The 16,133-nt window shown below is 69.3% G+C and carries 11 protein-coding genes; 2 read left to right on the top strand and 9 right to left on the bottom strand.

Annotated features, from left to right (window positions below; translation table 11 throughout):
- Positions 1-92: 92 nt before the first annotated feature.
- The gene (galE, locus tag ACWGIG_RS26455; RefSeq protein WP_453324170.1) at positions 93-1,067 is read right to left on the bottom strand and encodes a UDP-glucose 4-epimerase GalE; all 975 of its coding nucleotides are present in this window, start codon (positions 1,065-1,067) and stop codon (positions 93-95) included.
- Between the two features lie 190 nt (positions 1,068-1,257).
- On the opposite strand from galE, the gene ACWGIG_RS26450 reads away from it, so the two are divergent.
- Both ACWGIG_RS26450 and ACWGIG_RS26445 read left to right on the top strand, forming a co-directional pair.
- Positions 1,258-4,164: a CDP-glycerol glycerophosphotransferase family protein gene (locus tag ACWGIG_RS26450; RefSeq protein WP_453324169.1), complete on the top strand. Its 2,907-nt coding sequence runs from the start codon at positions 1,258-1,260 to the stop codon at positions 4,162-4,164.
- Positions 4,161-5,306 (top strand): glycosyltransferase, encoded by a 1,146-nt coding sequence (locus tag ACWGIG_RS26445; protein WP_453324168.1) that lies wholly within the window; start codon positions 4,161-4,163, stop codon positions 5,304-5,306. Before ACWGIG_RS26450 ends, ACWGIG_RS26445 begins: the two co-directional genes overlap by 4 nt.
- A 103-nt stretch (positions 5,307-5,409) precedes the next feature.
- Here ACWGIG_RS26445 and ACWGIG_RS26440 read toward each other — a convergent pair whose 3' ends face one another.
- The 8 genes from ACWGIG_RS26440 to ACWGIG_RS26405 form a co-directional block, all read right to left on the bottom strand.
- Entirely contained in the window at positions 5,410-7,050 is a 1,641-nt protein-coding gene (locus tag ACWGIG_RS26440) for a glycosyltransferase family 2 protein (RefSeq protein WP_453324167.1), read from the bottom strand.
- Between the two features lie 148 nt (positions 7,051-7,198).
- A complete protein-coding gene (gene obgE, locus ACWGIG_RS26435) occupies positions 7,199-8,638 on the bottom strand; it encodes a GTPase ObgE (RefSeq protein WP_453324166.1) in 1,440 nt (479 codons plus the stop codon).
- Between the two features lie 167 nt (positions 8,639-8,805).
- The gene (gene rpmA / locus ACWGIG_RS26430) at positions 8,806-9,063 is read right to left on the bottom strand and encodes a 50S ribosomal protein L27 (protein WP_018103204.1); all 258 of its coding nucleotides are present in this window, start codon (positions 9,061-9,063) and stop codon (positions 8,806-8,808) included.
- Positions 9,064-9,075: 12 nt separating this feature from the next.
- The gene (gene rplU / locus ACWGIG_RS26425; RefSeq protein WP_185026398.1) at positions 9,076-9,396 is read right to left on the bottom strand and encodes a 50S ribosomal protein L21; all 321 of its coding nucleotides are present in this window, start codon (positions 9,394-9,396) and stop codon (positions 9,076-9,078) included.
- Positions 9,397-9,578: 182 nt separating this feature from the next.
- Entirely contained in the window at positions 9,579-10,670 is a 1,092-nt protein-coding gene (locus ACWGIG_RS26420) for an iron-containing alcohol dehydrogenase family protein (protein ID WP_453324165.1), read from the bottom strand.
- Positions 10,658-11,395, bottom strand: a complete 738-nt coding sequence (locus ACWGIG_RS26415) for a phosphocholine cytidylyltransferase family protein (protein ID WP_453324164.1) — start codon at positions 11,393-11,395, stop codon at positions 10,658-10,660. The genes ACWGIG_RS26420 and ACWGIG_RS26415 overlap by 13 nt, the downstream gene beginning before the upstream one ends.
- Positions 11,396-11,447: 52 nt before the next feature.
- Entirely contained in the window at positions 11,448-12,356 is a 909-nt protein-coding gene (galU, locus tag ACWGIG_RS26410) for a UTP--glucose-1-phosphate uridylyltransferase GalU (RefSeq protein WP_453324163.1), read from the bottom strand.
- A partial coding sequence (locus ACWGIG_RS26405) for an Rne/Rng family ribonuclease (protein ID WP_453324162.1) occupies positions 12,353-16,133 on the bottom strand: 3,781 nt, incomplete at its 5' end. The genes ACWGIG_RS26405 and galU, both read right to left, overlap by 4 nt.

Here is a 16,133-nt window from a genome sequence, read left to right as displayed (position 1 = left end):
GGATCCGGGGCCCGCCGTCGGTACGTGGTGGTGGTCGGGCCGTCGTGGCCCTCACGATGCGGTGGCCGTCAACCCGTCGAAGGCGCGGTCGGTCAGCCCTGCGGGTGGCGGTGGCGCCAGCCGGCCCAGGCCGACTCGATCATGTCCCGTACGCCGTGGCGGGCTTCCCAGTCCAGTTCGCTGTGGATCCGGTCGGCGGCGGCGACGACCCGGGCGGGGTCGCCGGCCCGGCGCGGGGCGACCTCGGCCTTGATGTCCTGGCGGCCACTGACCTCGCGGATGATGTCGATCATCTCGGCGACGGAGACGCCTTCGCCCTTGCCGATGTTGAGGATCAGCCGGGCGTCGGGGTCGGCGACCAGCTTGTGGGCGGCGGCGACGTGCGCGGAGGCGATGTCGGCGACGTGGATGTAGTCGCGGACGCAGGTGCCGTCGGGCGTCGGGTAGTCGTCGCCGAAGATCAGCGGCGACTTGTCGGCGTCGAGCCGTTCGAACACCATCGGTACGAGGTTGAAGATCCCGGGGTCGCCGAGTTCGGGCGAGGCGGCGCCGGCGACGTTGAAGTAGCGCATGCAGGCGGTGGCCATGCCGTGTGCCCTGCCGACGGCCTCGACCATCCATTCACCGGCCAGCTTGGTCTCGCCGTACGGGCTCATGGGCAGGCAGGGGGTGTCCTCGGTGACGAGGTCGACGTCGGGCATTCCGTACACGGCGGCGGAGGACGAGAAGAGGAACTGCTTCACTCCGGCGGCCACGGAGGCCTCCAGCACGGTCTGCAGACCGACCACGTTCTCGTGGTAATAGAACAGCGGTCGCTCCACGGACTCGCCGACCTGCTTCTTCGCGGCGATGTGCACCACACCCGTGACGGTGTGCCTGCGCAGTACGTCGTCGAGGAGCGGGCGGTCGAGGACCGATCCGCGCTCCAGGGGAACACCCGCGGGAATACGGGCCACGTCTCCGGTACTCAGGTCATCCAGCACCACGACGCTTTCCCCGCCTTCGGCGAGCGCCTTTACCACGTGTGAACCGATGTATCCCGCACCGCCAGTTACCAGCCAAGTCATAGAGGCACTATACAGAGGCGCAATGATCACCGATCAAGGCATCTCTGGGCAGGGGCTGGATGCCTTCGCCCGTAGGCTAGCCTGGCCAGGAGTGTCGAAATCCTTCAAGGCTCATCCAGTTGGCCGTCCCTCACCTAACGCAGTTGTGAGGGGTCAGTAATCGAAACGTACCGAGGACGTGAACACAGAGGTGGCCTTGTCAAGCCCGTCTCCCTCGCCGGACAGCCCGCCGACGACCGTGCCGGACATCAGTGTGGTCGTCATCGTCTACAACGACGCCGACCGCTTGCCCGCCGCCGTGCAGTCGGTCCTGGACCAGACACTGCACAACGTCGAAGTGATCGTCGCGGACGACTGCTCCACCGACGGTTCGTACGCCGTGGCCAGGAAACTCGCGGCCGAACACCCCGACCGGGTCCGGGCGATCCAGCTGGAGGAGAACAGCGGCGGCTGCGGCGAGCCGCGCAACCAGGGCATCGCAGTGGCCCGCGGCCGCTATGTGATGTTCCTCGACAGCGACGACACGCTTGAGCTCAACGCGTGCCGCAACATGCTGGAGGCGGCCGAGACCACCGGTGCGGACCTGGTGTCCGGCATGTGTCTGCGGGTCCACGTCGACAGTCGGCACGGCAAGACGACCGAGTGGTACCGCTGGCTCTACAACTCCACGCGCACGATCGACTCCGTTGCGGAACTCCCCGACCTGCTGGTATTCGACACCCTGTCGACCAACAAGTGTTATCGGCGCGAATTCCTGATCGAAAACAACCTCACTTTCCCGAAGCGGATTCATTACGAGGACCTGCTTTTCTCCGCCCAGGCATATCTGGCGGCTTCCCGCATCACCCTCATTCCGAATACGGTTTATTACTGGAATGTGGTCGAGAAGACCGAGAAGAAGTCGATCAGTAATCGCCGCAATGAGATCAACAACTTTGCGGACCGGGTGGAGATCCACCGCCGGATCGACAAACTCCTCAAGTCCCGCTCCATGGACGACCTGAAGCTGCACAAGGACATCAAGTTCCTGAAGCACGACCTGGTCCTCTACTTGCGCGAACTGCCGTTCCTGGACGACGACTACCGGCACGCCTTCGCCGAGATGGCCCGCAGTTACGTACAGGGCTTCGCCCCCGAGGCGTACAGCGAACTGCACCCCGCCCACGCCATCTGCGCGTACCTCCTCCTCCAGGAGGACTGGGACAACCTGATGCCCGCGATCGACATGCTCCTCAACAGGAACAAGCTCGCGGTGCCGCTGGTGGAGAAGGACGGCCGGATCTACTGGTGCGAGGAGCACCTGGAGGACCCGCACGCCCGCACCCTGCTCGACGTCACCGACCTCGGCTACCACACCAGGCCGGTCGAGCGGCTGGACCTGCGCAACAGCCTGACCGGCTACGACGAGAAGGCCACCGAGGTCGTGCTCGGCGGAGCGCTCGTCAATCCGCTGGACAGGATCAAGCCGGACTCGAAGCTGTCCGCCGAGATCGTCCTCAAGGCACGCCGCACCAGCCTCCAGACGTTCCGCTTCCCCGTCCGCAGCGTCCGCGTCGACGGCGACCGGGTGCGCTGGGAGGCTGCCCTGCCGCTGGCCAAGGAGCTGCGCCCGCTGGGCATCGTGGACGACGTCTGGAACGTCCGGATGCATCTGTCGATCGACGGCCGGACCACGGTCAGCGCCGTCACCGTCGGCGCCGCCGACATCGAGCGGACCGGCATCATCCAGGTCAGGCCCCGGCTGACGCGGCTGGCGGGCGACCGCATAGAGGCCGAGGTCTCCGGGCGCGGTCATCTGGCGTTCCACATCGTGCAGCACAGCGCCGCCTCGCAGAAGGCGCGTGCGCTGATCCGCGACAACATGGACAGCCTGCCCGCCCGGATCGCCAAGAAGACGTACCGCAAGGCCCGCGACGTCCGCAAGGACCTCAACTCCGGCGCCCGCAAGATCGACGGCTACCACCGCATGATCAAGGCGCTGCCCCTTCGCAAGGGCACCGTCGTCTTCGAGAGCCACCTCGGCAAGCAGTACAGCGACAGCCCCCGCGCCATCTATGAGGAGCTGAAGCGGCGCGGTGCCCCGATCCACGCGATCTGGTCGTACGCGGGCGCGAAGCCGACCGGATTCCCGGACGACGTGGAGCTCGTCCAGAGGTGGTCCTGGAAGTATCTGAAGGCACTCGCACAGGCCGAGTTCTGGATCGACAACCAGGGCTTCCCGCTGAAGCTGCGCAAGCGTCCCGAGACGACGTACATCCAGACCTGGCACGGATCCGCGCTCAAGCGCATGGGCTTCGACGAGCCCGGCTACCGGCTGATGTCGGAGGGCGAGCAGGCCACGTACCAGGCGTCGCTGGACCGGTTCGACCACTTCGTGGTGCGCACCGAGCACGACGTCCGCACGCTCGCACGCGCGTACCGGATGCCGGAGAGCAAGCTGCTGCGCACCGGCTACCCGCGCAATGACGCCCTGGTGAAGGGGCGCGACGCCACGGTCGAGAACCCGCAGGTGAAGGAGGTCAAGGAGCGCCTGGGCATCCGTCCGGACCTGCCGGTGGTGCTGTACGCGCCGACGTTCCGGGCCAACGCCCAGGGCAAGGTGCAGAAGTTCGAGTTCCCCTTCGAGATCGAGAAGTTCGCCGAGCACTTCGGGGACAGGTTCACGCTGCTGGTGCGCACGCACTACCTGAACCAGGTGTCGCTGCCGCCGGCGATGGCGGGGCGCATCGTCAACGTCTCGGACGAGCCGGACATCACGCCGCTGCTCCTCGCCTCGGACGCGCTGATCACGGACTACTCCTCCGTGATGTTCGACTACGCGCTGCTGCAGCGGCCGATGGTCTTCTTCGCGTACGACTGGGAGGAGTACTCGCAGGACATCCGCGGCACGTACTTCAATCTCCTGGAGACGGCGCCCGGCCCCGTCCCGCGCGACGAGGAGTCGCTGTACGCGGTGCTGGAGGACCTGGACGCCGTGCGGACGCAGTACGGGCCGCAGGTGAAGGAGTTCGTGGACAAGTACGGCGAGTACGACCACGGCGACGCCGCAGCACGGATCGCCGACCGCTTCTTCGAAGGAAAGGGCCGGGCCAGGTGACTCGACGCGACATCTTCTTCGTGGCAAACGAGGTCGACGAGCTCGGCGGGGTGGCCCGCTGGCAGGCTCAGATGGCCTCCCTGCTGGCCGGGCTCGGGCACCGGGTCACGATCGTCGGCATCGCGCCGGCCGAGGTCGCCATGGACCTCGGGGATGACCCGCCGTTCAGGACGGTCACGCTGTACGACGCCCGGCCCGCGGGCCGCAAGTCCGTCACGGGACTGCGCGGCACGGTCGACATGACCGCCCGTCTCCACAACACGCGCCGCGAGGCCGGGATGCGGGAGACCTCCGCGAAGCTGTCCCGGATGTTCCGGACGGCCGCCCCCGGCGCGATGATCATCGTGACCCAGGTGTGGGCGATGGAGTGGGTGAAGCTCGCCGACACCGCCGGGCACCCGGTCGTCGGCATGAGCCACGAGAGTTACGAGTACTCCCGGCAGTCCTCGCGCTTCGGGCGCGTCCAGCAGCACTACAAGGACGTCGACCGGCTGCTGCTGCTCACGCAGGAGGACGCCGACCTGTGGGCGGTCAAGGGGCTCAACAACGTCGGGTTCATGCCGAACCCGCTGCCGATGATGCCGGAGACCGTCTCGCCCCGGACGGAGAAGACCGTCGTCAGCATCGGCCGGCTCAGCCACCAGAAGGGCCTCGACATGATGCTCGACGCCTGGGCGGAGGCCTCCGTGCAGGTGCCGGGCTGGAAGCTGAAGCTGTACGGCGCGGGGGAGCTTGAGGAGTCGCTCAAGAAGCAGGCCACGGATCTCGGTCTGGACGGTTCGGTGGAGTGGGCCGGGCAGACGCGCGACGTGGTCGGGGCGTTGCACGGGGCGTCCGTCTTCGCACAGTCCTCGCGCGGCGAGGGCTTCCCGCTCGCACTGCTGGAGGCCATGGCGTGCGGGGTGCCGTGCGTGGCGTTCGACTGTGCGCCCGGCGTGCACGAGATCGTCCAGGACGGTGTGGACGGGCTGCTGGCCCGGCCCGGCAACACCCCCGAGCTGGCACGCCAGTTGGTGCGGATGATGCAGGACCAGGAGATGCGGGACCGGATGGGCGACCTGGCCCGGGAGAACGTACAGCGGTACTCCCCCGGTTCGATCACCCAGCGGTGGCAGGAGCTCTTCGCGTTCCTGGAGCGGTAGCAGCGCTCTTGGAGCGATAACAGCGTTCCTGGAGCGGTAACAGCAAAGAAAAGGGGGCCCGGTCCGCAGTCGCGGACCGGGCCCCTTTTCTTTTCCTCAAGTGCTACTTCAGCTTGCGCGCCAGCCTCTTGAGGCGGCGGACCACGATGTCGAACCCGCCGCGCACTCCGCCGACCACGCGCACCATCAGCGCCTGCCGCGGCGTCACATGCGCCTGTACGAACAGGGGCAGGCCGGCACCGAGGACGATGCTGCGCCGGGCAGCACCGGGGGTGGCGGCCCGTACCTCGGCCGGGATGCGGGCGCCGTCGGCGCACACGACCTCGGCACGCACCCGCCAGGACATCAGCCGCTCGCGGACCGCCAAGTCACGCGTCCGTACGTCGAATTCCGCCTGCCAGACACCTGTGCCCACACCTTGCAGGGGCTGCTCGCGCTCCAGGGCGGGGCACTCCTCCCGCTGGTCCACGAGGCTCAGCACGAGCCGTTGCGGCTTCAACGGGCCGAGCAGGCCGTGCAGTTCCCGTACGGTCAAAGTGAACCCGAGCGAGCGACCGACGGCCACTGAGCCGTTGACGGTCAACGGGATTTTCCCGGGGGGCAGTTCGGTGAGCCCGTCCAGCTCCACCTCGGGCAGCCCTTCGGCGAGCACCGGCAGACCGGAGTCCGAGGTGTACGACGGCGGCAGCAGCCGGGGCGGCTGCGCGGCCAGTGCCACGACCCGCTCCAGCTCGGCCGGGGACTCCCAGGCGACGACCGCGCGGGCCAGCCAGCGGGAGGGGGCTTCGGCGGCCCCGTAGGCCGCCTCGTCGAATGAGGCGAGGTACGTGCGTGTGGCGCGCCACCAGTCGGCCCGGTAGGCGGCGCTGCGCTGCGGCAGCTCCCGCACGTACATGGGCAGGTCGTAGTCGAGGAACTTGGTCTGTGCGGCAGTCCCCAGCGTGTCGAGGCCGGCCTTGCGGAACACCTCGACGACGCGGCGGTGGGCCTCCACCCGTTGTTCCCAGTTGGCGATGGTGGCGCGGCGCAGCGAGATGGACAGTTCGGCGGCGTCCCGGCGGACGTGCCACACGTACACCGGGGTGGCGACGACGGCGGTGCGGGGGGCTGCCGCGTACACCTTGGCGGTGAAGACGAAGTCCTCGTAGTGGAAGGCGCCGTCGGGGAAGAAGACAGCGTGCTCGGTCAGGAAGTCGCGGCGGTAGAGCTTGTTGACGGAGAGCGTGTCGAGCAGGAATTCGGGGTGTGAGCCGATGCCGTCCATGACGGTGCCCGGCAGGGTGGCGCCGGCTGCGGGGTCGTAGAGGTCGGGGGCCCACACGGTGTCGCGGTCTTCGGGCAGCTCCCGGCGCACGCACTGGCCGGCGACCATGTCGACTCCGTCGGCGGCGGCCAGCAGGGCGTCCACCGCGCCCGCCGGGTAGACGTCGTCACTGTCGAGGAACATCACGTAAGGGTGCTTCGCCGCGGCGGTGCCGTCGTTGCGGGGGCTGCCGCAGCCGCCGCTGTTCTCCGTCCGGTGCAGGGGTCTGACCAGGGGGTACCGGGCTGCGAGTGCGTCGACTGTCGCGCGGGTGTGGTCGGTGGAGGCGTCATTGACGACGATCACCTCGCCGACGGCGGCGCCTTGTGCGAGTACGGACTCGACGGCCGTGGAGATGTGGGCGGCGTCGTTGTAGACGATGACGACGACGCTGACCGCACCGTCTTCGTCGCCGGCATGGTCCGTTGTGCGGGATTCCACCGTGCCACTCCCCTGGATCGTTGTTGTGCTCTCCCATCCTGGCTTGTTCTGATCCCTCAACCGGACAAGGGGGCCCTTGCGGGGCCCCCTTCTCACGGTGTTCTCACGTCACCGACTCACGGCGTACTTCCCTGCGTCGCCGAAGCGGCTAGAACGGCTTGAAGTCCTCGTATTCCTTCTGCGAGTTGTCACGCTCGGCATCGCGGTCCTTGCGGCGCGTGGCCGCGGGGCGCGGTTCGTCGAGGCGATGGTCCTCGCCTCGGCGGCCCAGCATCTCGGCGCCGGCCATGACGGTCGGCTCCCAGTCGAAGACGACCGAGTTCTCGTCGGAGCCGATCGCGACGGCGTCGCCCGCGCGGGCGCCGGCCTTCATCAGTGCGGTCTCGACGCCGAGGCGGCTGAGGCGGTCGGCGAGGTAGCCGACGGCCTCGTCGTTGCTGAAGTCGGTCTGCTGCACCCAGCGCTCCGGCTTCTCGCCGCGCACCCGGTAGACGTTCTCCTCCTCGTCCAGAACGACCTTGAAGCCGCTGTCGTCGACGGCCTTCGGGCGGATGACGATGCGGGTCGCCTCCTCCTTGGGCTTGCGGGCGCGCAGCTTGGAGATGCCCTGGGCCAGGGCGAAGGAGAGTTCCTTCAGGCCCGTGCGGGAGACGGCGGACACTTCGAAGACCTTGTAGCCGCGGGCTTCGAGCTCCGGGCGGATCATGTCCGCGAGCTCCTGGCCGTCCGGGATGTCGACCTTGTTGAGGACGACGAGGCGCGGCCGGTCTTCCAGCCCGCCGTACAGCTTGAGCTCTTCCTCGATGACGTCGAGGTCGGAGATCGGGTCGCGGTCGGACTCCAGGGTCGCTGTGTCCAGTACGTGCACGAGGACCGAGCAGCGCTCGACGTGCCGCAGGAACTCCAGGCCGAGGCCCCGTCCCTCGCTGGCGCCGGGGATCAGCCCGGGGACGTCGGCGATGGTGTAGACGGTCGAGCCGGCCGTGACGACGCCGAGGTTGGGGACCAGCGTGGTGAACGGGTAGTCCGCGATCTTCGGCTTGGCTGCGGAGAGCACCGAGATCAGCGAGGACTTGCCGGCGCTCGGGTAGCCCACCAGTGCCACGTCGGCGACGGTCTTGAGCTCCAGGACGATGTCCGCGGACTTGCCGGGCTCGCCGAGCAGCGCGAAGCCGGGGGCCTTGCGGCGGGCCGAGGACAGCGCCAGGTTGCCGAGGCCGCCACGGCCGCCTTCGCCGGCGACGTAGGTGGTGCCGTGGCCGACGAGGTCGGCCAGGACGTTGCCGTCGTTGTCGAGGACGACGGTGCCGTCCGGCACGGGCAGGACGAGGTCCTGGCCGTCCTTGCCGGAGCGGTTGTCGCCGGCGCCGGGCTGGCCGTTGGTGGCCTTGCGGTGCGGGCTGTGGTGGTAGTCGAGCAGGGTGGTCACGGCCTGGTCGACGACAAGGGTGATGTCGCCTCCCCGCCCGCCGTTGCCGCCGTCCGGGCCGCCGAGCGGCTTGAACTTCTCACGGTGTACGGAGGCGCAGCCGTGGCCTCCGCTACCCGCGGCGACATGCAGTTCGACGCGGTCCACGAAGGTGGTCATGGGTGTCCTCCAGTACAGGTAATGCGGAATGTCTACATACGTAACACGCCGAGGGCGGACACGCTTCCCCAGTAAGCCGGGAAAGAGCGTCCGCCCTCGGAACGTGCTGTGTATCGCTCAGGACCGTCGCCTCATGGAGGCGGTGTCCGTGAAGAAAGCTGGCTTGTTCAGCCGGCGATCGGAACGATGTTCACGACCTTGCGACCACGGTGCGTGCCGAACTCGACCGCACCGGCGGCGAGGGCGAACAGCGTGTCGTCGCCGCCACGGCCGACGCCCGTGCCCGGGTGGAAGTGGGTGCCGCGCTGGCGGACCAGGATCTCACCGGCGTTGACGGCCTGGCCGCCGAAGCGCTTGACGCCGAGCCGCTGGGCATTTGAGTCGCGACCGTTCCGAGTGGACGATGCGCCCTTCTTGTGTGCCATGTCTCAGTCCCTTTACTTCGCAGCCGTGGGGATACCGGTGACCTTGATCGCCGTGTACTGCTGGCGGTGACCCTGGCGACGGCGGTAGCCGGTCTTGTTCTTGTAGCGGAGAATGTCGATCTTCTCGCCCTTGTGGTGGTCCACGACCTCGGCCGTGACCTTGATCCCGGCCAGGACCCACGGGTCGCTGGTGACGGAGTCGCCGTCGACAACGAGCAGAGTCGAAAGCTCGACCGTGTCGCCAACCTTGGCAGTGGAAATCTTGTCAACCTCAACGATGTCGTCGACAGCAACCTTGTGCTGGCGACCACCGCTGCGCACGATGGCGTACACGCGGATCTCACTCTCACTCGAAGACGGGACCCCTGATGCCAGCCGCTTCCGGCGCGAACAGGACGAGCGGCCTCTCCCGTACGCACCGAGGTGGTCCGGGAGGGGGTTGCTCAGGGGTTTGGCGCACAAAAATGACGCCGACGGTCAAAGTTACGGGACCCTGACCGGTGGGTCAAACCGGGCTAGCGCCCGTGGTCCGGCTGTCCACCCGACTCGCCGACTGCCTTCACCAGAGAGGCGTACGCGTCCCTGATGCCGTCCGCCGGCAGGTCCAGGTGTTCCAGGATCGTGAAGCGGCCCGGCCGGGTCTGCGGCGCGTACTGCACCGCCTGTACGAACTCCTCGACGGTGAAGCCGATGTCGCCCGGCAGGACCGGCATGGCGTGCCTGCGCAGTACGTCCGCGAACAGCCCGGCCTCCTCGTGCGCACCGCGCAGGTGCATCGCGAAGACCGCGCCGATGCCGACCTGCTCGCCGTGCAGCGCGGCGCGCTTGGGGAAGAGCAGGTCGAAGGCGTGGCTGATTTCGTGGCAGGCGCCCGAGGAGGGCCGGGTGTCGCCGCTGATCGACATCGAGATGCCGGACAGCACGAGCGCCTCGGCGAGCACGGTGAGGAACGCGTCCTGGGTGACGTCGCCGGGGTGGCGCAGCACGGCTTCGCCGGCCTGTCTGGCCATGGCGGCGGCCAGACCGTCGACGTTCTCGCCGTTGACCTCGTGGGAGAGTTCCCAGTCGGCGACGGCCGAGATGTTGGAGAGCGCGTCGCCGATCCCGGAGCGTACGAAACGGGCCGGGGCGTCGCGGATGACATCGAGGTCGATGAGCATCGCGATGGGCGTGGGCACGCCGTAGGAGCCCCGGCCGTTGTCGTTGTCCAGGATGGACACCGGGGAGCACAGGCCGTCGTGCGACAGGTTCGTCGCGACGGCGACCATGGGCAGGCCGATCCGGGCGGCGGCGTACTTGGCGACGTCGATGATCTTTCCGCCGCCGAGTCCGACCACCGCGTCGTACCGCTTGCGGCCCTTCATCTCCTCGGCGAGCCGGACCGCCGCGTCGATGGTGCCGTCGGTGACCGGGTACCAGTCGGCGCCGGGCAGGACGGGTGCCAGCTTCTCCTGGAGCGCCCGTCCCGACCCGCCGCTGATGGCTATGGCGAGCGCGCCCGAGCCGGAGATCCGCTGGTCCGCCAGGAGGCCGGCGAGGTCGTCCAGGGCGCCCCTGGAGATGTCGACGGCGACCGGCGAGGGGATCAGCCGGGTCAGTACAGGCATGCGATCTCCCGGCCCTTGGCGAGGTCCTCGTGGTTGTCGATCTCGACCCACTTGAGGTCGCCGATCGGGGCCACGTCGATGCGTACACCGCGGCCGACGAGCTCCTGGTAGCCGTCCTCGTAGTAGAGGTCGGGGTCCCGCTCGAAGGTCGTCCTCAGGGCGTCGGCGAGGGCGGTGGCTGCCTCCGGCTCGATGAGGGTGACGCCGATGTACTCGCCGGTCGCGGTGGCCGGGTCCATCAGCTTGGTGATCTTCTGTACGGCGCCTGACTCGTCCGTGATGACCTTCATCTCCTCGTCGGCCAGGTTCTTGACCGTGTCGAGGGCGAGGATGATCTGCCGGCCGTCGCCGCGGGCGGCGAGGAGGGTCTCCTCGACGGAGACCGGGTGGACGGTGTCGCCGTTGGCGAGGATCACACCCTCTTTGAGGACGTCGCGGGCGCACCACAGGGAGTAGGCGTTGTTCCACTCCTCGGCCTTGTCGTTGTCGATGAGCGTGATCTTCACGCCGTACTTCGACTCCAGTTCGGCCTGGCGCGCGTAGACGGCTTCCTTGCGGTAGCCGACGACGATCGCGACGTCTCTCAGTCCGACCTTCGCGAAGTTCCCCAGGGTCAGGTCCAGGACTGTGGTGTCGCCGTCCACGGGGACGAGCGCCTTGGGCAGCGTGTCGGTGTAGGGACGCAGACGCCGTCCGGCGCCCGCCGCCAGTACCAGGCCGATCATGGGGTTCTCCTTCGTGCGGGTCGAGCAGGGGTGTGCGGGGTGGGGCGGAGGCCTACATCTCGTCCGCGACGTAGCCGCGCAGCCAGGTCTTGAACTCCGGGCCGAGGTCCGCGCGTTCGGCGGCGAGCCGGACGATGGCCTTCAGGTAGTCGCCGCGGTCACCGGTGTCGTAGCGGCGGCCCTTGAAGACGACGCCGTGCACGGGGCCGCCGACCTTCTCGTCCGCGGCCATCGTCTGGAGGGCGTCGGTGAGCTGGATCTCGTTGCCCCGGCCGGGCGCGGTCTCGCGCAGGACGCCGAAGACCGCCGGGTCCAGGACGTACCGGCCGATGATGGCGAGGTTGCTGGGGGCGTCCTCGGTGGCGGGCTTCTCGACGAGGCCGTTGATCTTGACGACATCGCCGTCGGAGGTGGTTTCGACGGCCGCGCAGCCGTAGAGGTGGATCTGCTCCGGGTCGACCTCCATCAGCGCGACGACGCTGCCGCCGTACGTCTGCTGGACCTCGACCATGCGGGCGAGCAGCGGGTCGCGGGGGTCGATCAGGTCGTCGCCGAGGAGGACCGCGAAGGCCTCGTCGCCGACGTGCGGGGCGGCGCACAGGACGGCGTGGCCCAGGCCCCGCGGGTCGCCCTGGCGGACGTAGTGCATGGTCGCCAGGTCGCTGGACTCCTGGACGCGGGCGAGGCGGTCGGCGTCACCCTTCTTGGTGAGGGCCGACTCCAGCTCGTAGTTGCGGTCGAAGTGGTCTTCGAGAGCGCGCTTGTTGCGCCCGGTGATCATGAGTACGTCGGAGAGTCCCGCCCCGGCGGCTTCCTCGACCACGTACTGGATCGCGGGCTTGTCGACGACCGGCAGCATTTCCTTGGGCGTTGCCTTGGTCGCGGGCAGGAAGCGGGTGCCGAGACCCGCGGCCGGGATGACGGCCTTACGTATGGGTCGGGGGGTGGCGCTGTTGCTCATGGGGTTACGAACTCTCCGTCGTTCAGAGGCATTTCACGGCCTGCGGGTCGCGCGGGCCCGGGTCCCGGATACCAGGGTGGCCAGCGCCTGATCGGCACTGGCCACCCCGGGGTCCGGCCGGGGCCGGGTTCCGCCGGGTACTGCGGATGTCGCGTCACTGCTGTTGTTGCGTTGCTGCGGTGGTTCCGCCGTACCACCGGTGGTACCCGGCAGTACGGCGGAACCGGCAGTACCGGTGCTGCCGGTGCTGCTTGTGCTGCGTCAGTCCTGCGCGGGGGCGGACACGGACGGCAGCGTCTGCTGGTCCGCCGCGGCCGTCTTCTTCGCAGTCTTCTTGGCCGTCGTCGACTTGGCAGCCGTCTTCGTGGCCGTCTTGGTGGCCGTCTTCTTCGCGACGGTCTTCTTGGCGGCCGTCTTCTTGGCTGCGGTCTTCTTGGCGGGCGCGGCCTTCTTGGCGGCGGTCTTGCGTGCCGTCTTCTTGGCCGGTGCCGGAGCCTCGTCGTCGGTCTTCTTCGCCGGTGCCTGAGCCTCGTCGTCGGTCTTCTTCGCCGGTGCCTGAGCCTCGTCGGCCTCGGGTGCGGTCCCGGCCTTCTCGGCCACCGGCTGCGCGGCTTCCACCACGAGTACGGCGGCCTCGGCCGACCCTGCGGGCGAACCCGCGGGGGCGGTGGCTTTGCGGGTCGCCCTGCGACGGGCCCGCGGCGGGGCGGCGTCGACGGCGGGCGCCTCGACCGGTGCCTCCACCGGCGCGGCCTCCTCGGCCACCGGGGTCTCGGCGGCCGGAGCCGCCTCCACCACGGTCGCCTCGGCGTCGGGCGCCTGGGCGCACCGGCCGGGGCCGACGCCTTGCGGGTCGCCCGACGGCGGCCACGAGGCGCCGGAGCGGCCTCCTGCGCCACGTCGACGACACGCTCGGCGGCGGGCTCGGCAGCGGGCTCGACGACAGCCTCGGCAACAGGTGCTGCCTCGACCACTGCCTCGGCAACAGGTGCTGCCTCGACCACTGCCTCGGCCACCGGCGCGGGCGCCGCTTCGGCCGCCGGCTCCGGCTCCGCCACTGCCGCGGCCTTCGTCCTCATCGGCGACGCGTGCTCGATGTAGTCGGCGGGCGAGGTCTTCCCGCGCGGCGCACCGGCCGGGGCCGACGCCTTGCGGGACGCCCGACGGCGGCCACGGCCACGCGTGGCAGCGGCCTCGGCCTCCGCGGCGCTGCTGTACAGCTCCTCGTCCGGTACGAAGTCGGGCGAGGGCAGCGCGATCGGTGCGGCCACCTCGGCAGCGACCTCCGCCTCCGTCTCCACCTCAAGAGGCTCGTGCACGTCGTCGTGGTCGTGACCGTGGTCCTGACCGCCGTCGGAGCCGTGCTCGTGCTCGTGACCGGTGTGGTCGGCGTGCCCCTGGTCGGAGCCGTTGCCGCCCTTGCCGCGCTTCTTCGCGCGCTTGGAGCCACCGCCGCCACCGGCCGCGGTGGGCTGCTCCATGTGCACGATGACGCCGCGCCCGTTGCAGTGGACGCAGGTCTCGGAGAAGGACTCCAGGAGGCCCTGGCCGACCCTCTTGCGGGTCATCTGCACGAGGCCCAGCGAGGTGACCTCCGCCACCTGGTGCTTCGTACGGTCGCGTCCCAGGCATTCCAGGAGGCGCCGCAGCACCAGGTCGCGGTTGGACTCCAGGACCATGTCGATGAAGTCGATGACGACGATGCCGCCCAGGTCGCGCAGGCGCAGCTGGCGCACGATCTCCTCGGCCGCTTCGAGGTTGTTCCTCGTCACGGTCTCTTCGAGGTTGCCGCCCTGGCCGGTGAACTTCCCGGTGTTGACGTCGACGACGATCATCGCCTCGGTCTTGTCGATGACCAGCGAACCGCCGGACGGCAGGTAGACCTTGCGGTCCAGCGCCTTCATCAGCTGCTCGTCGATCCGGTACGTCGCGAAGACGTCGACCTCCGACGTCCACTTCGACAGCCGGTCGTTGAGGTCCGGCGCGACGTGGGCGACGTACCCGTGGATCGTCTGCCAGGCCTCGTCACCGCTGACGATGACCTTGGAGAAGTCCTCGTTGAAGATGTCGCGGACGACGCGGACGGTCATGTCCGGCTCGCCGTAGAGCAGCGTCGGCGCGTTGGTGGCCGTGTTGCTCTTCGCCTTCTTCTGGATGTCCTCCCACTGGGCCTGCAGACGCTCGACGTCGCGGCGCAGCTCGTCCTCGCTGGCGCCCTCGGCCGCGGTGCGCACGATGACGCCCGCGTCCTCGGGGACGATCTTCTTGAGGATGGTCTTCAGACGCGCCCGCTCGGTGTCCGGGAGCTTGCGGCTGATGCCGGTCATGGAGCCCTCGGGCACGTACACGAGGTAGCGGCCCGGCAGCGAGACCTGGCTGGTCAGACGGGCGCCCTTGTGGCCGATCGGGTCCTTCGTCACCTGGACGAGGACCGACTGGCCGGACTTGAGCGCGGTTTCGATGCGGCGCGGCCCGTGGGCCATGCCGAGCGCCTCGAAGTTGACCTCACCGGCGTACAGGACGGCGTTGCGGCCCTTGCCGATGTCGATGAACGCGGCCTCCATGGACGGGAGGACGTTCTGCACCTTGCCCAGGTAGACGTTGCCGACGTAGGACGTCGACTGCTCCTTGTTGACGTAGTGCTCGACGAGGATGTTGTCCTCAAGGACGCCGATCTGGGTGCGTTCGCCGTTCTGGCGGACGACCATGACGCGCTCGACGGCCTCGCGGCGCGCCAGGAACTCCGCCTCGGTGATGATCGGGACGCGGCGGCGGCCCTGCTCGCGGCCTTCGCGGCGACGCTGCTTCTTGGCCTCCATGCGGGTCGAGCCCTTGATGGACTGGACCTCGTCGAAGCCGGTGCCGGGCTCGCGCTCGGCGGCGGCCTCCTTCTTGCGGGGCTCGCGGACCTTGACGACGGTGCGCTCCGGGTCGTCCGACCCGTTCGACGCGGAGTCCTCGTGGCCGGAGTCACCGCTGCGGCGGCGACGGCGACGGCGACGGCGGCTGCTGGACGACCCGGCGCCGTGGTGGTCGTCGTCGTGGTCGTCGTCGTCCTCGTCGGAGGAGTTGTCCGTCTCCTGCTGCGGTTCGACGGCGTCCTCGATGCTCCGCTCGCCCCTGCGGCCACCCTCGGACTCGGACTCCTCCGCGTCCAGGGCGTCACCGCGACGACGGCGGCGGCCACCGCGACGGCGACGGCGCGCCCTGCGGTCGTCGGCGTCGTCGGACTCGTCGTGGCCCTCGGCCTCGTGGCCCTGCTCCGTGTCCTCGTCGGACCCGTCGGCCTCTTCCTGCGGGGCCTCCTGGACGTCGTGACGGGGCTGCGGCTCGGCGGCGGCCTCACCGCGACGGCGGCGACGGCGGCGGCCACCGGACTGCGCGGGCTCGGGCTCCTGGACCGGCGCCTCGACGACGGTCTCGGCCTCGGTCTCCGTCTCTTCCTCGTCGATCTCCTCCGGCTCGTCGGCCGGGGCGGTGGCAGCGGCGATGATGGCCGCGGTCTCCGGGGTCTGGAACATCGGCTCGGCGAAAACCGGCGCCTGGAACACGGCGACGGCGGGCCGCTGCGCACGGCGGCGCGAACGCGGCGCGGGCTCGTCGGCCTGCTTCTCGGCCTGCTTCTTCTCGGCCTGCGGGGCCGCGGCGGGCTCGGTGGCTGCCGCCACCGGCTCGGCGGTGAACTTCGGGGTGGCGGCCGGACGGCTCGCCCGACGGCGCAGACGTCCGCGCGGCGCCTCGTCCTGCTCGGCGGTCTCCGTCGCGGCGGCTTCCGTC

It is taken from the genome of Streptomyces sp. NPDC054863, from assembly GCF_053610825.1.
Note: the sequence above shows the minus strand (reverse complement) of the source record. Positions and strands in the feature narration are given on the sequence as shown.